A 19,025-nucleotide genomic window follows, 5' to 3' on the forward strand; every position below is an offset into this window, starting at 1 on the left:
CGACGAACAGCTAAGCTGCTCGAGGCTTTTTCTGACTCTTCTCGGCACTCACACCTTTCCTGTCGGACAGTGCGTCCGGCCTCAGCAATTTGAGGCCCTTTGCTTTCTCGTAACCATGGATTTCCTTCACATCGAGCTTGCGCATGAAGGTGATCGTTTCATGCGTCACGACCTGGCCCGGCACCAGGATCGGGAAGCCCGGCGGGTAGGGAATGACGAAATTGGCCGAGACGAGCGCCGGGCCCTTGTCGATGCGACGGTCGCATTCGGGGCTGTCGATCGGCAGGTATTCGCATTTTTCCTCCGCATAGGCGGAGAAGAACGCCGTGCGGATATCGCCTTCCGGCGTGTTCTCGCCGGCATCGCCGCGAAAGGCTTCGTGGAAGCGGCTGAAATCCGGGAGTTCGGGCACATCCTTCATCAGGCTGCGCACACGGGCGTCGAAGGCCCGTCGTTCGCCTTCGCCGCCCTGACGCAGGCGCGCCTCGATCTCATTGCTGATCTTGAGCAGGACGCCGATCAGCAGCGCCACATCGCTGCGCGTGTTGTTGATGTTGGACTGGAGGAGCACCGAGTTGCGCGACGTCTTGTTGACCTGGATGCCGTACTCGGAGGCCAGAAGTCCCTTGAACGAGGTGCCGTCGAAACCCGCTGTGCCGCAGACCAGCGTCATGCGCGTCGGGTCGAGGCAGAATTCGTCCTCGCGCATGCTGCGCAACTGGTCGTCCCAGCGCGTCTCGGGCGCAAGGAAATCGATAAAGCCGCTGGTCCGATACTGCGCCGGCACCATTCCATCGGCTCCGACGATCTTGAAGTATTTGGAGATCAGCGGGTGGATGGCGATCTCCCGCCGGATGTCGAGCGCTACTTCGATGGCGTTCATCACCAGGCCGTAGCCTTCGAGCTCCATCTGCCGGCGTGCGACCTCGAGGCTGGCGATGAGCTGCTGGTTCGGGCTCGTCGAGGCGTGGGTGAAGATCGCTTCGTGGAACTGCGCCTCGACCTTGTGGAAGTCGACATCCTTGACCAGCACCATCGACCCCTGCCGGAATGCCGACATCGATTTATGGGTCGAGTTCGTCTGATAGACGCGCAACCGGACGGCGCGCGGATCGGGGATCAGCCGCGTGTCCAGCAGGGTCTTGGCCGATGGGCTCGCGCCGAGTTCCTTGCGCTGCCGCTCATAGCTGTCGACGGCTTCCGGACCCTCCATCCAGGCTTCGATGTCGGCCGCCGCGCCCATCGCCGTTCGCGGCCTCAGGAAGGGTGACCAGCGGGCGAAGCCGAACCATGCTTCGTCCCAGAGGAAGATCAGGTCCGGCTTGATGGCGAGGCATTCCTCCATCACGCGCCGGGTGTTGTAGATGTGGCCGTCGAAGGTGCAGTTGGTCAGGTCGACCATCTTGACGCGATCCAGGCGGCCTTCCGCCTTCAGATCGAGCAGCGCCTTCTTGATGGTGCGTAGCGGCACCGCCCCGTACATCGAGTATTCCGTCATCGGGAACGCCTCGACATAGACGGGCTGCGCGCCGCTCAGCACCAGGCCGTAATGATGCGACTTGTGGCAGTTGCGGTCGAGGATGACGATGTCGCCGGGCGCGACCAGCGCCTGCAGAACCATCTTGTTCGAGGTGCTGGTGCCGTTGGTCACGAAGAAGACGTGGTCGGCGCCGAAGGCGCGCGCCGCCATTTCCTGGGCGCGCTTGATGTTGCCGGTGGGCTCCAGCAGGCTGTCCAGGCCGCCCGTGGTGGCGCTGCTCTCGGCAAGGAAGAGGTTGATGCCGTAGAACTGGCCCATGTCGCGGATCCAGGGCGAGTGGAAAACCGATTTGCCGCGAGCGATCGGAAGGGCATGGAAGGTGGCGATCGGCCTCTGCGCATAGAGCTTGAGATTGTCGAAGAAGGGCGTGTCGTAACGCGCCTTGATGCCCTCCAGCACCGACAGATGCAGCTCCAGCGGCTCCTCGACCTGGTACATCACGCGGCGGATCATCGCGGCGCGCGGATCGCCCGCCAGCTTTTCGACGCGCCGATCGGAGAGCAGATAGATATCGAGCTCGGGCCGGATCGCCTTCAGCCCGGCGGCGAGGCGCAAGGCCATGTCGGCTTCATCAGCCTTGTCGAGGAGCGGCTGCTGCGCGGCGAGGACGCTGCGCAGGATCGGGGCATCGTGCCGGGACCTCAGCACAAAGCCCTCATAGATGGCGACCGCAGCGATGTTGGGATTCAGCACTGCCGCGCAGATCGCATCTTCCAGGCTGCCAACCAGCACCGCTTCGTAGACGAACGCGTCCTCGGGGCGTCTCAGCCGGCGAAACTCGGCCGCGACATGCGGCCAGCGATCGGGGGGAGCGGGCGTCACCAGCAGCGTTTCGAAATAGGGACGGTGCGATGAACCCTCTCCCAGTGACGAGGGCAGAATGTCCACCGGCTCCGCCAGCGACAGGTCGGCCGACTGCCATTCCTTCGGATCATGCTTGTAGTTGCTCGTGATGATGGCCAGCGAGATGCGCTTGGCGAGCGACAGGAAGCCGGTTGCGTCGTCGTTCTGCAGGAGGCCCCGCAGGGCCGCTAGGAGCTCGGCGCCCGGGAACGCATGAAACTCCTCGATGACGCCGAGTTCATTGAGCGCAACCTCGACCGCGCGGCGGCTCTTGCCACCCGTCGACCAGGAGCGCGCGGCGGCATGAAGATCCCGCCAGCGGTCGGCTCGGCCCGAAGGAGCCGAGAAGAAGTGATCGATGCTGCGCGATTCCTGAACAGGAGGGGCCATGGTGAATCCTTCCCTCGGGCTGCAAGATCCGTGTGGCGCCAGCCGGCCGTCAAATTCAGCACAACGAGAGAAGACGGTGTATTGTCCTTGGGGACAGGTTCCGGCCTCTTAAGACGGGAGTATTCGTTAGGCCAATCGGCGTTTTCAGCGCCCGTGACCAAAAGTCATGGCGCGCATTCAAGTCGCTCGCGGTCACACGCCGTCCGGACTTTGCCTTAGACGTTTCTCAATGCCTCGGCACGGAGCCCGTCACATGGATAGAAAAAAGTTCATTCTTGCGGGGATAGCGGCGGCCGGTGCGGCAATTTACCTGTCGGTCGGCTCCCAGCCGGCAACGGCCTGCAATCGCACGGCCGGATGCGCCATGGATGTCCTGCAAGAGGGCCGCGACATGATGCAGGACGGGCGCGCAGCCGAGAACATGCGTGCGGGCCAGGAGAACATCGCCGCCTTCAAGCGCCAGCAGGCGGCCGATGAGGCAGCGATCAGAGCGCGTTCGGCGCGGAAATAAGCACCGGCTCAGTGCAATGGGCGGACGAACCGCCAGACACAAAAACCGGCCGCTTCGGCCGGTTTTCAACGTCTGCGGAATTGGCGAATATGAAAGTGGTGCCGCAAGAGGGATTCGAACCCCCGACCCCCTCATTACGAATGAGGTGCTCTACCAGCTGAGCTATTGCGGCAACGGGTGGCGCTGTAACAGTCACTGCGGAGCTTGGCAAGCCAAACCCGACATCTTGCACAGGGTTGCGTGGCGCCTGCCGCCGCGCAACCGACGGAGGCCGATCCGATCAGGCGGCCCCGTGAAGCCGCCGCCTGGATCGCCGCGCGCCCCATCGGGCGCGAAGCGGCAATCCAGGCCTTTGTTTGCGCATCGGATTTCTCCGAAAAGTGGAAGTCACTTTTCGGTCCGATGCTTCAGTCCTTGCGCAGCTTTTCCGTCTCCGGCTTCTCCTGCCCGAGCGCGACGATGCCGCGGCGGATCGCCCGGGTGCGGGTGAAGTGCTTGTGCAGCGTCTCGCCGTCGCCGTAGCGGATGGCGCGAGTGAGCAGCGCGAGGTCCTCGTTGAAGCGGCCGAGCATCTCCAGCACCGCTTCCTTGTTGTGCAGGAAGACGTCGCGCCACATCGTCGGGTCCGACGCCGCGATACGGGTGAAGTCGCGGAAGCCACCGGCCGAGAACTTGATGACCTCCGACTGCGTCACCGCTTCCAGGTCCTCGGCCGTGCCGACGATGTTATAGGCGATCAAGTGCGGCAGGTGACTGGTGATGGCGAGCACGAGGTCGTGGTGCTGCGCGCTCATCACCTCGACCAGCGCGCCCATCCCTTCCCAGAGCTGGCGGGTCTTGGCGATCGCGGCCGGGTCCGTCCCTTCCGGCGGCGTCAGGATGCACCAGCGGTTGAGGAAGAGGCTCGGGAAGCCGGCATCGGGGCCGGAATTCTCGGTTCCCGCGACCGGATGGGCAGGCACGAAGGAAACGCCCTCCGGCAGGTGCGGCAGGACCGCATCGACCACCGAGCCCTTGACCGAACCAACATCGGAAAGGATCGCGCCCGGCTTCAGAACCCGCGCGATCTCCACGGCAACCGCTCCGCAGGCGCCAACCGGCACGCAAAGGATGACATGGTCGGCGTCGCGGGCCGCCTCTGCCGCCGTCTCGGCGACGGCATGGCCGAGATCGAGCTCGCGCGCCCGCTGGCGGACGGCCGCGTCGCGGTCGGACAGCACGATCGTGCCAGCGAGGTTGAGCTCCTTCGCCGCCCGCGCGATCGAGGAGCCGATCAGCCCGATGCCGATGATGGCGAGACGAGCGAAGACCGGCTCGGAACGGCGCGGCGCGAAGCTCTCCGCCATCGCGGTCACGCCTTGCCGGCGAGGAAGTCGGCGAGCGCGGCGACGACGAGGCGGTTCGCCTCCTCGGAGCCGATGGTCATGCGCAGCGCATCAGGCAGGCCATAGGAGGTGACGGCGCGCAGGATGAGGCCGCGCTGGGTCAGGAAGGCGTCGGCCTCCTTGGCCGTCTTGCCCGGTGTCTTCGGGAAATGAATCAGGATGAAGTTGCCGACCGAGGGCGTCACGGTGAGACCGAGCTTCTCCAGCTCGGCCGTCGTCCAGGCCAGCCACTTCTCGTTGTGCTCCAGCGCGGCGGCGACATGGGCCTCGTCTGCGACGGCGGCGGCGCCCGCCTCGATCGCGGCGCCGTTGACGTTGAAGGGGCCGCGGATACGTTCGAGCGCATCGATGATATGGGCCGGCGCATACATCCAGCCGATGCGCAGATTGGCGAGGCCGTAGATCTTCGAGAAGGTGCGGGTCATCACCACATTCTCGCTCTCGGCGACGAGTTCGAGGCCGGAGGCGTAGTCGTTGCGGCGGACATATTCGGCATAGGCCGCGTCCAGCACCAGCAGGACATGCGGCGGAAGGCCGGCCTGCAGGCGCTTCACCTCGTCGAAGGGCAGATAGGTGCCGGTCGGGTTGTTGGGGTTGGCGAGGAAGACGATCTTGGTCTTCGGTGTCACCGCGGCGAGGATGCCGTCGACATCAGCCGTGTAGTTCTTCTCGGGCACGATCACCGGCTTGCCGCCCATGGCGAGGATGGCAATGCGATAGACCAGGAAGCCGTACTGGCTGTAGATGCCCTCGTCGCCCGCGCCGAGATAGGCCTTGGTGACGAGCTCCAGCAGTTCATCCGAGCCGTTGCCGCAGATGATCCGCGCGGGATCGAGACCGTAGCGGCCTGCGATCGCCTGCTTGAGCTTGGTCGACGTGCCGTCGGGATAGAGCTCCAGCTTGGCGGCAAGGCCTTCGAAGGCCGCGACGGCCTTCGGGCTCGGGCCGAGCGGCGTCTCGTTGGAGGAGAGCTTGTGCAGCTTCACGCCGGCGGGGGCGGCGGACTTGCCGGGGACATAGGCCTCGATGTCGAGGACGCCGGGACGGGGAACAGGGCGGGAGGCGGTCATCTCTTGCTCTTTCGGTATCATATCCGCGCGGTCATCCCGGATGGAGCGAAGCGAAGATCCGGGATCCATGCCGGAGCGTTCACCGGCAGCGCTCAGGCATGGATCCCGGGTCTCCCTATGGTCGCCCGGGATGGCGGCGTTGAGGGGGCATTAGATCAAGTTCATCTATTCACGAACGGGCGGATTTGACGGCGAAGCGGGCGGCATGGCTGCCGACCTCGGAGAAGTCGCTGAGGCCGGCGGGCGCGAGGGCGGCACGGATCACCGACTGATCGACCTCGCCGGAGGCCGCGACCAGCAGCGACAGATGCGAGCCATCGGCCGCCGAGGCCGAGACCTCGGCCAGATGCTCGGCGAGACCGTGACGGAGTGCTTCCGACCAGCGCTCGACGCGGGCGGCATAGAGCACGATCTCGCGCACGGCGGCATCGGTCAGCGGCTTGGCGATGCAGTAGACCGGCGTTCCCGCTGGATGATCCGGCCGCTCGATGAAGGGCAGGCGCGCGATGATCTTGGGCTTGTCGGCCCCGATCAGGTCCCGCCACCAGATGCCGGCGCTGGCGCCTTGGTCCATGCGGAAGATGCCGAGATCGCCGGCGGACTCGGCCACGGCGCGGATGACTGCGCGGGCATCCTCATGCGGAACGAAGGGAACGGTGAAGCCGAAATGGAAGCGAGCGGAATCGCGCATCGCCGGGTCGCCGCCGGAGACATCGGCATGCACCGAATAATTCGCCTGCACATAGGTGAAGGTCGCGATGATGATGCGCCAGATGCTCTCGACCGTATCGAGCGGCAGAAGCCCCTTATGGCGCAGCGCGAGGCGCTTCATCATGTCGGCCTCGCGGCCGGGGCGGAAGGCAGAGCCGGAGGCCTGCGTCTTCTTGACCGAGATCAGCGTCTCGATGATCTGCGAGCGCTCCATCAGCAGCGCATGCATCTCGCTGTCGATGCGATCGATCCCGGCACGGAGGTCGGCGAGGGTCGTGGGGGCGGCTTCGGTCATGGCGGCAGGTTGCGCTTCTCGACGAGGACCCGTGAGCCCTCATCCTGAGCAGCAAGCGAAGCTTGCGTCCCGAAGGATGCTCCAGGAGGTTTCGGAACCCGCTGGATCATCCTTCGAGACGCCACGTTCCGCGGCTCCTCAGGATGAGGGCTTTAGGAGTTGCCACGCTCCTTAGCGCTCCCGCCGCGCCTTGGCAAAGCCGGCTGCGCAGTCCCGCGTTGACAGCGACGCGCCGGCACGGCATCGCTAGAGTTCGATTTTCCGAACGCCTGGACCGGCAAGACAAATCACACTGCCGAAGCGGACGATATGAGCGATCTCTCCCCCAGCCTGGCCGATCCGCAGAAGGAGGCGAACGAGCCTTCGAGCCCGGTTGCGCGCTTTGGGCCCGACACGCCGCTGCTGATGGATTGCGGCGTCGTGCTCGACCGGTGGCAGATCGCCTACCAGACTTACGGCACGCTCAACGCCGACAAAACGAACGCGGTCCTAGTCTGCCATGCCCTGACCGGCGACCAATATGTCGCGAGCCGCAATCCCATCACCGGCAAGGGCGGCTGGTGGACCGCGATGATCGGACCGGGCAAGCCGATCGATACCGACCGCTTCTTCGTGATCTGCGCGAATGTGATCGGCGGCTGCACCGGCACGACCGGACCGGCCTCGACCAATCCGGCGACTGGCAAGCCCTGGGGCCTGTCTTTCCCGGTCGTCACCATCCGCGACATGGTCCGGGCGCAGGCGGCGCTGATCGACTCGCTCGGCATCGAGACGCTGTTCTGCGTCGCGGGCGGCTCGATGGGCGGCATGCAGGTGCTGCAATGGGCGGCGAGCTATCCGGGTCGCGTCTTCTCTGCGCTGCCGCTGGCGACCGGCGCCAAGCACTCGGCCCAGAACATCGCCTTCCACGAAGTCGGCCGTCAGGCAGTGATGGCCGATCCCGACTGGCGGCAGGGGCGCTATCTCGAAGAGGGCACCCGCCCGGCCAAGGGGCTTTCGGTGGCGCGGATGGGCGCGCACATCACCTATCTCTCGGAGCAGGCGCTGCACCGCAAGTTCGGCCGCAAGCTGCAGGACCGGGAGGCGCCGACCTTCTCCTTCGACGCGGACTTCCAGGTGGAGAGCTACCTGCGCTATCAGGGCCTCTCCTTCGTCGAGCGCTTCGACGCCAACTCCTATCTCTATGTGACGCGCGCGATGGATTATTTCGACCTCGCGGCCGACCATGACGGTGTGCTCGCGCGCGCTTTCGCGGGCACAAAGACACGTTTCTGCGTGGCCTCCTTCACCTCGGACTGGCTGTTCCCCACAGCGGATTCCCGCGCGATCGTGCATGCGCTCAATGCGGCCGGCGCCTCGGTCTCCTTCGTCGAACTGGAAAGCGACAAGGGGCACGATGCCTTCCTGCTGGAAGAGCCCAATCTCTTCGCCACGACACGCGGCTTCATCGGCGCAGCGGCTCGGGCACGCGGACTCTGAGCATGGCCTTCAGCGACAACCAGACCAACCGCATCGACCTGAAGCTCGTCGCCGAGATGGTGACCCCGGGCACGCGGGTGCTCGATGTCGGCTGTGGCGACGGCGTGCTGCTCGCGCTCCTCGCCGAAACCCGCCGGGTCGATGCGCGCGGCATCGAGCTTTCGCGCGAAGGCGTGGCCGATTGCGTGGCGCGAGGGCTCTCGGTGATCCAGGGTGACGCCGACGCCGATCTTGCCGGCTATCCCGACGATTCGTTCGACTACGTGATCTTGTCCCAGACGATCCAGGCGACGCGCAATCCGCGGCTCGTGCTGGAGCACATGCTGCGCATCGGCCGGCACGCGATCGTCTCCTTCCCGAATTTCGGGCATTGGCGGATGCGCAGCCAGGTGTTCTTCCAGGGGCGGATGCCGGTGACCGACGCCCTGCCCTATTCATGGTGGGACACGCCCAACATCCATTTCTGCACGATTCGGGACTTCGTCGCGCTCTGCGACCAGATCGGCGCCAAGAAGGAGCGCGCGGTGGCGCTCGATGCCGCCGGCGGCCGGGTCGGCGTCAACGCGCCCTGGTGGTTCTGGAATCTGTTCGGCGCGCAGGCGGTGTTCCTGCTGAAGCGGGGATGAGCAGCGCTTCGCTACCGAGACAAGAAAGGGCCGCTCGCGCGGCCCTTTCGTCATCTGTCTACTCCGCAGACGTCAGTTCAGCGCGACGCCCGCCGGCCGCTTTTCCTTTACGGCCGCGACATCGCCGAGCATCAGCGAGCCCGGCCCGACAGTGACGGGCACCGTCTCGCCGTCGACGATCTCGCCGGCGAGGATGGCTTCCGCCAGCGGGTCCTGCACCGACTTCTGGATCACGCGCTTGAGCGGGCGTGCGCCATAGGCGGGGTCGTAACCCTTGTCCGCCAGCCACTCGCGCGCCTCCTTCGAGAGCTCGAGCGTGATCTTGCGGTCGGTCAGCAGCTTCTGCAGCCGGGCCATCTGGATGTCGACGATCGCGCCCATGTCCTCCCGCCGCAGGCGGTGGAACAGTATGATGTCGTCGATCCGGTTCAGGAACTCCGGCCGGAAGGCATGGCGGACCACGCCCATGACCTCGTCGCGGACGGCATCGCTGTCCTGCCCTTCCGGCTGGTTCACCAGGAACTCCGAACCGAGGTTCGAGGTCATGATGATCAGCACGTTGCGGAAGTCGACCGTGCGGCCCTGGCCGTCGGTCAGGCGCCCGTCGTCGAGAACCTGCAGCAGGACGTTGAAGACGTCCGGATGCGCCTTCTCGACTTCGTCGAAGAGCACGACCTGATAGGGCCGGCGACGAACCGCCTCCGTCAGGGCACCGCCCTCCTCATAGCCGACATAGCCGGGAGGCGCGCCGATGAGCCGGGCGACCGAGTGCTTCTCCATGTACTCGGACATGTCGATGCGCACGAGCGCCGTGTCGTCGTCGAACAGGAAGGCGGCGAGCGCCTTGGTCAGCTCGGTTTTGCCGACGCCGGTCGGGCCGAGGAACATGAAGGAGCCGATCGGGCGGTTCGGGTCCTGCAGGCCGGCGCGGGCGCGGCGGACCGCGGTCGAAACTGCTTCCACGGCCTCGCGCTGCCCGACGACGCGGGAGGCCAGAACCTCCTCCATGCGGAGCAGCTTCTCCTTCTCGCCTTCGAGCATCCGATCGACCGGCACGCCGGTCCAGCGGCTGACAACCTGCGCGACATGGTCCGGCGTCACCGCCTCCTCGACCATGCCGGCATCGTCACCTTTCGCCTCGACCTCGGCCAGCTTCTTCTCGAGCTGCGGGATCTCGCCATAGGCGAGTTCGCCCGCCCGCTGGTACTCGCCCTTGCGCTGCGCCTGGGCGAGCTCGTTGCGGGCATTGTCGAGCTTGGTCTTGAGCTCCGCCGCCTGGCCGAGCTTGTCCTTCTCGGCCTTCCACTTGGTCGTGATCGCGTCGGAACGCGCCTCGAGCTCGGCCAGTTCGGATTCGAGCCGCTTCAGCCGCTCCTTCGAGCCGGCGTCGTTCTCCTTCTTGAGCGCCTCCTGCTCGATCTTGAGCCGCACGATCTCGCGGTCGATCGAATCCAGCTCCTCGGGCTTGGAGTCGACCTGCATGCGCAGCCGCGCCGAGGCTTCGTCGACAAGGTCGATTGCCTTGTCGGGCAGGAAGCGGTCGGTGATGTAGCGGTTCGAGAGCGTCGCGGCCGAGACCAGAGCCGAATCCGTGATGCGGACGCGGTGATGCTGCTCGTACTTCTCCTTCAGGCCGCGCAGGATCGAGATGGTGTCCTCGACCGTCGGCTCGTCGACGAAGACGGGCTGGAAGCGCCGCGCCAGCGCCGCGTCCTTCTCGACGTATTTGCGGTACTCGTCGAGCGTCGTCGCGCCGATGCAGTGCAACTCGCCGCGCGCGAGCGCCGGCTTCAGCAGGTTCGAGGCATCCATCGCGCCATCTGTCTTGCCGGCGCCGACAAGGGTGTGCATCTCGTCGATGAACAGGATGACGCCGCCGTCCGAGGACGAGACCTMGGTCAGCACGGCCTTCAGCCGCTCCTCGAACTCGCCGCGATACTTCGCTCCGGCGATCAGCGAGCCCATGTCTAGGGCGAGCAGCTCCTTGTCCTTCAGGCTCTCGGGCACATCGCCATTGACGATACGCAAAGCGAGGCCCTCGGCGATGGCGGTCTTGCCGACGCCGGGCTCGCCGATGAGGACGGGGTTGTTCTTGGTCCGGCGCGACAGCACCTGGATGGTGCGACGGATCTCCTCGTCACGCCCGATGACCGGGTCGAGCTTGCCCTCGCGCGCAGCGGCGGTGAGGTCGCGGGCGTATTTCTTCAGCGCGTCATAAGCCTGTTCGGCCGAGGCGGAATCGGCCGTACGGCCCTTGCGGATCGCCTCGATCGCGGCGTTGAGCGCCTGCGGCGTCACACCGGCCTTGGAGAGCGCCTTGCCCGCCTCGGTGTCCTTCTCGATCGCAAGAGCGAGCAAGAGCCGCTCGACCGTGACGAACGAGTCGCCAGCCTTCTCGGCCGCCTTCTCGGCGGTGTCGAACACGCGCGCCAGGCCCGGGGTCAGGTTGAGACCGCCCGAACCGCCCGAAACCTTCGGAATCTTCGCCAGGGCCTGATCGACGAGTTGCAGCGCGACGCGCGACTGCCCGCCGGCCCGGTCGATCAGACCGGCCGCCATGCCCTCATTGTCGTCAAGCAACGCCTTGAGCAGATGCTCCGGCGTGAACTGCTGATGTCCCTCGCGTAGCGCGATCGTCTGCGCCGCCTGAAGAAAGCCCTTCGCTCGATCCGTATATTTTTCAATGTTCATTCAAGTCACTCCGCCCGCAGAACGCGCCCCGTGGCGACGTGTTCCGCTGCCCTTTCATCGAGATGGGGCGCCGCTATGGGCCGCCCCTCGCTCTCCAAGATAGTGTGACATTGGCGCAACGGAAGAGGGTCGCCCCCACAATTGACCTGGCGCAAGCGGCAGGCGCAGATCGGGCATGGCCGGGACCAAGCGACAGCAGGCGATTCGTCGGGCGTTGAGGGCGCTGGCGCCCGGCATTCCGCTCTCCGACGCAGAGGCGGTGATCACGCTGGCGGAGCGGCGCCACATGAAGGACCTGCCGCCCTCGACGGCGCTCTGGCTCGCACTCGGCAGCCATGTCCGCCATGTCCATACCGACTACGAACGCCTGCTGGCCGAGGGCTATGACCGCGACGCCGCCCGCTTCTTCGTCGCCGACGAGACCGATGCCGTGCTCGCCGGCTGGGGCTGCCAGCGCTCGGTCAGCGACGGCGAGGACGAGGCGGATTGATCGAAACGGATACAAGATTTGATCTGTCAGGACGGCGTGGCAAGGCTATGGTCCGCCACCTTTTGCCTGTTCAGGTCGGACCATGCGCATCGAAACGCTCTATCGCTACCCTGTGAAAGGCCTCTCGCCGGAGCCGCTTCAACGCGCCGACCTGCCGACTGAAGGCTACTTTCCCGGCGACCGGCTGTTCGCCGTCGAGAATGGCCCTTCCGGCTTCGACGCCGCCGAGCCGGTGCATCAGCCGAAGATCAAGTACCTGATGCTGATGCGCAACGAGTCGCTGGCCCGGCTGCGCAGCCGCTACGACGATGCGAGCGGAGACCTCGTCATCCATGAAGGAAGCCGGGAGGTATTGCGCGCAGCAACCGCCAGTGACGACGGCAGAGCGGCGATCACGCGCTTCTTCGAAGGTTTCATGCCCGACGAGTTGCGCGGCGAGCCGAAGCTGCTGACGGCACCCTCGACCTATCGCTTCACCGATTCCCGCTCAGGCTTCGTCTCGATCATCAATCTCGCGAGCGTCGCCGATCTCGAAGAACGGCTCGGAAGACCTGTCGATCCGCTGCGCTTCCGCGGCAACCTGATGGTGAGCGGGCTCGAACCCTGGGCGGAGAACGAGTTGGTCGGCCGCGATCTGGACGGGCCGAATGGCCTGCGGCTGCATGTGATCAAGCGGATCGAGCGCTGTGCGGCGACGAATGTCGACCCGGAGACCGGCGCGCGCGACATGCAGATCCCGAAGGCGCTGATGCAGAACTACGGCCATGTCGATTGCGGCATCTATTGCCGCATCGTCGCGGGTGGGCGCCTGCAGGCAGGAGACGTGCTGACACCGGCGGAGGCATCGGCCGAACTCGGCATAGCCTGAGAGCGCAGATAAACAAAAAGGGCCCTTACGGGCCCTTTTTCAAAGCTGTCGGCGGATTTCGCGGCTTACTCAGCCGACCCATCCGTCTCGGAACCGAGAGCGTCCATGACCTCGCGCGGCGAGCGGCGGCGGCGGGTGCGCTTGGGCGCCGGCTCCGCGGCAACGTCGGCAGCCGCCTCAACCGGCTCCGCCGGTGCCGCCTCGACCGGCTCCGGCGCCGATACGCGCACGGGGTTGGTCAGGAAGGACGGCAGAGCGGTGGCGACATCCTCGCCCGCATCCGCCTCGATCTCGCGCTCGCGGCGCGGACGACGCTCGCGCTGGGGACGCTCGCTGCGCTCGAAACGACGCTCGCTCTGAACCTGCTCGGGAGCAGCCTCGGTCGCGTTCTCGCTGCTAACCGGAATATCGGAACGCGGTGCATCGGGACGCGGCGCATATCCGGGCGCCCCACTCTGGCCGCCTTCGGCATTGCGATCAAAGCGACGCTCACCGCGATCCTGACGATCGAAGCGGCGATCGTTGTTGTTACGGTCGTTGTTGTTGAAACGCTCGCGACGGTTCTGGCGGTCGAAACGCTGGCCGCCCTGCGGCTGGCCCTCGCCCCCCTCGCCTTCGGCGCGCAGGCCGCCATGACCGTTGTAGCCATTCTGGCCGGCATGGCCGTTCGGCCCGCGAAAATCGGGCTGCGGCCCGGCGCCGGGCTGGAAAAGCTGCCCCTCCTCTTCGCCCTCCTCGTCACCCTCGTCCGCATCCTCGACGAAGGCGCGATTCGGCGGGAAGGAATGGCCGAACTGCTGGGCCATCTGCTCCTGGGCCGCGAGCAGGATGCGATAGTAGTGCTCGGCGTACTGGAAATAGCTCTCGGCCGCGACCGTATCGCCAGAAGACTGGGCGTCGCGCGCAAGCTGCAGATATTTCTCGGCGACATGCTGCGCCGTGCCCCGGACCTTTACGTCCGGACCGTTGGATTCGTAGCTACGTTGCAGCGGATTAGGAGATTTGCGATTGCCGTTGTTGTTGCCGTTATTGTTACGGCCGCGCATACGCCGGTTCTGACCTGGTCTCATTCGCGTCTGTCTCGCGCTTCTGTGCTCAAAGCAACCGTGGTGCCGTCATACGCGTTGCGACACACAGCGGGTTGCGACGCTGTGCCGGACTGAGTTGACCCGAAGGGGCGATACGCCGTTTCTGGTCTTCACGCGCTCTTTTCCAAAACGGGGCTCCAGCCCCAAAAGGGGGGCTCAACCCCATGAGCCGATCGGCGCCACGCGCCTTCGGGGCTCCACCCGGCTTGTCAGCTGCACCGCTTCAGGAACACGCCTGCAAACGATGCCGAACTCGAGCAAATCCTGTAAGATCGGAAACTGCCCAGAGGCCCGGCTCTGACGCCACCAGCTTCGGCTGAATGCTGCATAGCGGCTTTTGGCGGCTTCTCCAAGCGAAATCAACCAAAAGCCTGTGCATTTCAGGCGAGCGCGAAGATCAACGCCCGCTCATGCCCCCCCAGATCGTTCCGGCTGCCCCGGAATTCAAGCCCGCCGGCCCGCATCAGCGCGATGACATCGGGTCCCTGCCCGGCACCGATCTCAAAGACGACAAGGCCGCCCGGCGCCAGCAAAGCGGGCAAGGTTCTGGCGAAGATTCGATAGGGCCCCAGCCCGTCCTCTCCGCCATCGAGAGCCAGCAGCGGGTCATGCTCCCGCACCTCGACGGACAGGCCGGCGATCTCCGCCGAGGGAATATAGGGCGGGTTGGACAGGATCAGGTCGAAGCCGCCCGTCAGTCCCTCGGTCCAGTTGCCTTGCCGGAAGCTCGCGCGATCGGTCATCCCGTTCAGCGCAGCGTTGGCAGCGGCCGTCAGGCTGGCCTCCTCCGACAGATCGATGCCGATACCCGTCGCCTGCGGCAGCTCGCTCAGCAGCGCGATCAGCAGGCAGCCGGTTCCGGTTCCGAGATCGAGCAGCTTCAGGGCCTCGCCACGGCGATCAGCCAGTTCCTTCAAGGCGGCTTCGACAATGGTCTCGCTGTCCGGCCTCGGCTCCAGCGTCGCGGGCGAGAGCCGGAACGGGAGGCCCCAGAATTCGCGTTCGCCGAGGATGCGCCAGACCGGTTCGCCCGCGACGCGCCGTGCCGCGAAGCCGCGCAGCCTGGCAAGCGCCTCTGCCGGCAAAACCATGTCGGGGTCGGGATTTTCAGCTCCGACACTGCCTTCGATGAGGAGGCGAGCATCGAGCCCGGCGGTTTCGGAACCGGCTTGGATCAGGCGCTGCGCAAGAAGACGCCGCGCCTCCCTGACGGTCGGCACGGCGCCCTCCCCTGACCAATCGATGCCGCCGGGCAAAGCGCTCGCCGGACTTGCGTTCGCTATCAGCTGTTGCCCTGCATTTTCTGATCGATGCACAGCTTCATCTTGGTATTGATCGAGGCCTTGCTTTCGCGAGCGCCCTTCATCTCCATCTGGCAGGCCTTGCGTGCCTGCGCCTGGGTCATCGACCCCTGCAAGGCCGCCGGCGGACCGGATGTGATCTTGCGAAAGGTATTCTCCTGCGCCTGCGAGATTCCGCTCATCGCCAGCGCCATCAGGCCGGCCATTGCAACCGTGGAAACAGTCTTGATCATGGGAGGCTCCCCCCTTTGCTGGTGTCGATACGTCACCAACGTCGGTCGGGCGATTTGGTTTCATCGCCACGGGCTTACGCCGCTCCTTCTTCTGCCAGGAGCCTTGCCTGATGCTCGGCGGTCAGGGCATCGACGATCTCGTCCAGGACGAGCCCCTGCATCATCTCGTCGAGCTTATAGAGCGTCAGGTTGATCCGATGGTCGGTGACCCGCCCCTGCGGGAAATTGTAGGTGCGGATACGTTCCGAGCGATCGCCCGAGCCGACCTGCGAACGCCGGTCCGCCGAGCGCTCGGCATCGATGCGCAGGCGCTCCATGTCGTAGAGCTTGGCGCGCAGCAGTTCATAGGCCCTGGCCTTGTTCTTGTGCTGAGAGCGCTCGTCCTGCACCAGCACGACGGTATTGGTCGGAATATGGGTGAGGCGCACAGCCGATTCGGTCTTGTTGACGTGCTGCCCACCCGCACCGCCCGAGCGCAGCGTGTCGGTGCGGATGTCGGCATCGTTCAGCACGATGTCGACGTCGCTCGCGAGCGGCAGGGTCGCCACCGTTGCCGCCGAGGTATGGATGCGCCCGCTCGCCTCGGTATCCGGCACACGCTGGACGCGGTGAACGCCGGATTCGAATTTGAGCCTGGCATAGACTCCGCGGCCGTTGATCTCGGCGATGGCTTCCTTGTAGCCGCCGACGGTTCCCTCGCTTTCCGAAAGCATGTCGACGCTCCAGCCCTTCTGGGCGGCATAGCGCTGATACATGCGCAGCAGATCGCCGGCGAAGAGCGAGGCTTCATCGCCCCCCGTTCCCGCCCGGATTTCGATGATGACGCCGCGCTCGTCGGCGGCATCCTTCGGCAGCAGCGCGATCAGGATCTCGCGGCCGCGCAGCTCGATCTCGGCGCGGGCGGCGTCCCGCTCCTCATAGGCAAGATCGCGGAACTCCGGGTCGGTAGCAGGATCCGCGATCAGGCTCTCTGCCTCATCCAGCGAGACCTGCGCCTGGCGCCAGGAAGCGATCGCGGCAACGACCGGGTCGAGCTCCGAGAGTTCCTTCGCCAATTCGACGGTCCGTGCCGGATCGCTCGCGTGGTTGATCTCGTCCATCGCGGCGGCATGACGCGCCACGATGCTGTCGAGACGATCCTGGGGAAGCTGAAGGGACATCGGAGAACTCTGGCAAATGATGAGAGGCCGGGCGCGACAATGAGCGTCGCTAGACCGGGACCTTGAATTCAGCCGCGAAGGCGGCGAGCTGCGGGCGCAGGCTGGCGGCGCCTTCCGGCGAAGCCAGCATCCAGTCCATGCGCTCGCGGAGCTTGCGGACGTCGAGCGCACGCAACATCGCCTTGACCGGGCCAACCGAGGCAGCCGACATCGAGAAGCCGCAATAACCCAGGCCGATCAGAGCCATGGTCTCCAGCGGCTTGCCGCCCATCTCGCCGCAAACGGTCACCGGGCAGCCGGCTTCCGAGGCCGCGTCGACGATCCGGCGCAGCGCCCTCAAGGCACCGACGCCGAGCGGATCGAACCGGTCCGCCACACGCTTGTTCTCGCGGTCGGCCGCGAACAGGAATTGCATCAGGTCGTTCGTCCCGATCGAGAGGAAATCCGCCTCGCGCGAGATTTCCGGCAGCTCGAACAGGAGCGAAGGCACTTCCACCATCACGCCCACGCGCAGATCCCGCGGCGGGGCGACGCCCTGCTTCTCCAGCATCGCCTGCTCGCGGCGGATGATCATGCGGGCGCGACGGAACTCGTCCGTGGTCGCGACCATCGGCAGCATGATCTTGAGATCGCGCCCGGCCCCTGCACGCAGCATCGCGCGCAGCTGCGCCCGGAGCAGGCGCGGCTTGTCGAGCCCGATGCGGATCGCCCGCCAGCCGAGCGCAGGGTTCTCCTCCTCGACCCGCTCCATATAGGGCAACACCTTGTCGCCGCCGATATCGAGGGTGCGGAAGGTCACGGGCCGTTCGCCCGCCGCGTCCAGCACGGCCGCATAGAGCGCCTGCTGCTCGGAGGTGGTGGGCATGTGCTGTGCCACCATGAACTGCAGCTCGGTGCGGAAGAGCCCGATACCCGACGCCGCCGTCGCCTCGATGTTCGGCATGTCGACGATCAGGCCGGCATTGATCTGCAGTGTGATCGCAACACCATCCTTGGTCGCCGCCGGAAGCTCCTTCAGCTTCTCATACTGCTTCTGCTTGCGGGCGCGCAGCCGAGCCTTGTCCTTGTAGGCGTTCTCGACGTCGGGCTGGGGGCGGATCTGCACCTCGCCGGCCTGGCCATCCACGATGATGGCGTCACCCGCCTGGATGAGCGCGGTCGCATTGGCGACCTCGCCGACTGCGGGAATGCCGAGGGCTCGGGCGACGATGGCGATGTGGCTCGTCGGGCCGCCTTCCTCCAGAACGAGGCCGCGCAGATGCGCGCGCTCATAGTCGAGCAGAGCGGCCGGTCCCATGGAGCGAGCGACGAGAATCGCATTCTCGGGCAACTTCTCATGCGCGACGCCATTGGCTTTGCCGAGCAGGGTGCGCTGGAGCCGGTTGGCGAGATCGTCCAGATCGTGCAGCCGCTCCCGCAGATAGGGATCGGTCTGGCGCAGCATCTTCGCACGGGTGTCGGACTGGACGCGCTCGACCGCCGCCTCCGCGGTCAGGCCCGTGAGCACGACCTCGCGCATCCGGCGCAGCCAGCCCTGATCGTGAGCGAACATGCGGAAAGTCTCGAGCACGTCCCGGTGCTCGCCGGTATGGGCGACGTCGCCACGCTCGATCAGCTCGTCGATCGAGGCACGCATCTCGCCGATCGCGGCTTCGAGGCGGCTGACCTCGGCAGCCGGGTTTTCAGCGATGAGGTTGCTGATCGCGACGCGCGGTTCGTGCAGCACGGCATGACCGAGACCGACGCCATCAGCCAAGATAACGCCGACGCCATGGATCGGCCGATCGAGACCGATGGATGCGCCGGGTGCCGCCAGCGACTTCAATCCGCCGGCCGCGATCATCTCCGCCATCAGCATGGCGGTGGTCTGGAGGCTCTCGATCTCCTCTTCGGAGTAGATGCGCGAGGCCCGGTTCTGGATGACGAGCACGCCCATCACGGCGCCGCCACGCAGGATCGGCACGCCGAGGAAGGAGCGATAGACCTCTTCGCCCGTCTCGGGCCGGTAGGAGAAGGAGGGATGCGCCTGCGCATCCGAAAGTGCCAGCGGCTCGGCCTCGCTCGCGATCAGGCCGACGAGGCCCTCCCCGGCACGCATGGTCGTGAGGTGAACCGCCTCGCGGTTGAGGCCCTCGGTGGCGTAGAGCTCGAGCGAGCCGTCCTCGCGCAGGACGTAGACGGAACAGACTTCCGCGACGAGATTGCCCGCGATCAGGACGACGAGCCGATCGAGCCGCTCCTGCGGGCTGATCGATGCGGCCATGACCTCGCGGAGGCGGCGCAACAGAACGCCCGGTCCTCCGAGAGCACCTCGCATCGATCTCAGCCCTCCGCCCGCCTCCTC

At 65.8% G+C, this 19,025-nt stretch carries 15 protein-coding genes and 1 tRNA gene; 5 read left to right on the forward strand and 11 right to left on the reverse strand.

Going from position 1 to position 19,025, the window contains the following annotated elements; translation table 11 throughout:
- Positions 1-10: 10 nt before the first annotated feature.
- Complete coding sequence (locus AC1DIN_RS07420; RefSeq protein WP_476809235.1) at positions 11-2,773, reverse strand: decarboxylase; 2,763 nt, start codon at positions 2,771-2,773, stop codon at positions 11-13.
- A gap of 364 nt (positions 2,774-3,137) precedes the next feature.
- Here AC1DIN_RS07420 and AC1DIN_RS07425 point away from each other — a divergent pair, with 364 nt between their 5' ends.
- Positions 3,138-3,284, forward strand: a complete 147-nt coding sequence (locus AC1DIN_RS07425) for a hypothetical protein (protein WP_441471398.1) — start codon at positions 3,138-3,140, stop codon at positions 3,282-3,284.
- Between the two features lie 96 nt (positions 3,285-3,380).
- On the opposite strand, the gene AC1DIN_RS07430 is transcribed toward AC1DIN_RS07425, so the two are convergent.
- The 4 genes from AC1DIN_RS07430 to AC1DIN_RS07445 all read right to left on the reverse strand — a co-directional run bounded on the left by AC1DIN_RS07430 (position 3,381) and on the right by AC1DIN_RS07445 (position 6,745).
- A tRNA-Thr gene (locus tag AC1DIN_RS07430) sits at positions 3,381-3,456 on the reverse strand.
- Between the two features lie 235 nt (positions 3,457-3,691).
- Complete coding sequence (locus AC1DIN_RS07435) at positions 3,692-4,630, reverse strand: prephenate/arogenate dehydrogenase family protein (RefSeq protein WP_476809236.1); 939 nt, start codon at positions 4,628-4,630, stop codon at positions 3,692-3,694.
- Positions 4,631-4,635: 5 nt separating this feature from the next.
- Positions 4,636-5,739 (reverse strand): histidinol-phosphate transaminase, encoded by a 1,104-nt coding sequence (gene hisC / locus AC1DIN_RS07440; RefSeq protein WP_476809237.1) that lies wholly within the window; start codon positions 5,737-5,739, stop codon positions 4,636-4,638.
- A gap of 169 nt (positions 5,740-5,908) precedes the next feature.
- Positions 5,909-6,745 carry a chorismate mutase gene (locus AC1DIN_RS07445; protein ID WP_441471400.1) on the reverse strand — a complete coding sequence of 279 codons (837 nt, stop codon included), beginning with the start codon at positions 6,743-6,745 and terminating at the stop codon, positions 5,909-5,911.
- A gap of 309 nt (positions 6,746-7,054) precedes the next feature.
- Here AC1DIN_RS07445 and metX point away from each other — a divergent pair, with 309 nt between their 5' ends.
- Together metX and metW are read left to right on the forward strand one after the other, a co-directional pair.
- A complete protein-coding gene (gene metX, locus AC1DIN_RS07450; protein ID WP_476809238.1) occupies positions 7,055-8,224 on the forward strand; it encodes a homoserine O-acetyltransferase MetX in 1,170 nt (389 codons plus the stop codon).
- 2 nt (positions 8,225-8,226) lie between these two features.
- Positions 8,227-8,850 carry a methionine biosynthesis protein MetW gene (gene metW, locus AC1DIN_RS07455; protein ID WP_476809239.1) on the forward strand — a complete coding sequence of 208 codons (624 nt, stop codon included), beginning with the start codon at positions 8,227-8,229 and terminating at the stop codon, positions 8,848-8,850.
- A 72-nt stretch (positions 8,851-8,922) separates the two neighbouring features.
- Here metW and clpB read toward each other — a convergent pair whose 3' ends face one another.
- On the reverse strand, positions 8,923-11,541 hold the full coding sequence (gene clpB / locus AC1DIN_RS07460; RefSeq protein WP_476809240.1) for an ATP-dependent chaperone ClpB: 2,619 nt from the start codon (positions 11,539-11,541) through the stop codon (positions 8,923-8,925).
- Positions 11,542-11,716: 175 nt separating this feature from the next.
- Between clpB and AC1DIN_RS07465 the strand changes: the two genes are divergently transcribed.
- Entirely contained in the window at positions 11,717-12,031 is a 315-nt protein-coding gene (locus AC1DIN_RS07465; RefSeq protein WP_441471404.1) for a DUF2293 domain-containing protein, read from the forward strand.
- Positions 12,032-12,113: 82 nt separating this feature from the next.
- A complete protein-coding gene (locus tag AC1DIN_RS07470; RefSeq protein ID WP_476809241.1) occupies positions 12,114-12,899 on the forward strand; it encodes an MOSC domain-containing protein in 786 nt (261 codons plus the stop codon).
- 65 nt (positions 12,900-12,964) lie between these two features.
- Here AC1DIN_RS07470 and AC1DIN_RS07475 read toward each other — a convergent pair whose 3' ends face one another.
- The 5 genes from AC1DIN_RS07475 to ptsP form a co-directional block, all read right to left on the reverse strand.
- Positions 12,965-13,945 carry a DUF4167 domain-containing protein gene (locus AC1DIN_RS07475; RefSeq protein ID WP_476809242.1) on the reverse strand — a complete coding sequence of 327 codons (981 nt, stop codon included), beginning with the start codon at positions 13,943-13,945 and terminating at the stop codon, positions 12,965-12,967.
- Between the two features lie 422 nt (positions 13,946-14,367).
- Positions 14,368-15,207: a peptide chain release factor N(5)-glutamine methyltransferase gene (prmC, locus tag AC1DIN_RS07480; RefSeq protein ID WP_476809243.1), complete on the reverse strand. Its 840-nt coding sequence runs from the start codon at positions 15,205-15,207 to the stop codon at positions 14,368-14,370.
- 62 nt (positions 15,208-15,269) lie between these two features.
- Complete coding sequence (locus AC1DIN_RS07485) at positions 15,270-15,521, reverse strand: hypothetical protein (RefSeq protein ID WP_441471408.1); 252 nt, start codon at positions 15,519-15,521, stop codon at positions 15,270-15,272.
- Positions 15,522-15,595: 74 nt separating this feature from the next.
- Complete coding sequence (gene prfA, locus AC1DIN_RS07490) at positions 15,596-16,681, reverse strand: peptide chain release factor 1 (protein WP_476809244.1); 1,086 nt, start codon at positions 16,679-16,681, stop codon at positions 15,596-15,598.
- Between the two features lie 49 nt (positions 16,682-16,730).
- Positions 16,731-18,998: a phosphoenolpyruvate--protein phosphotransferase gene (gene ptsP, locus AC1DIN_RS07495; RefSeq protein ID WP_441471410.1), complete on the reverse strand. Its 2,268-nt coding sequence runs from the start codon at positions 18,996-18,998 to the stop codon at positions 16,731-16,733.
- Between the last annotated feature and the right edge of the window lie 27 nt (positions 18,999-19,025).

This window comes from Allobosea sp. 05T438, assembly GCF_056396025.1.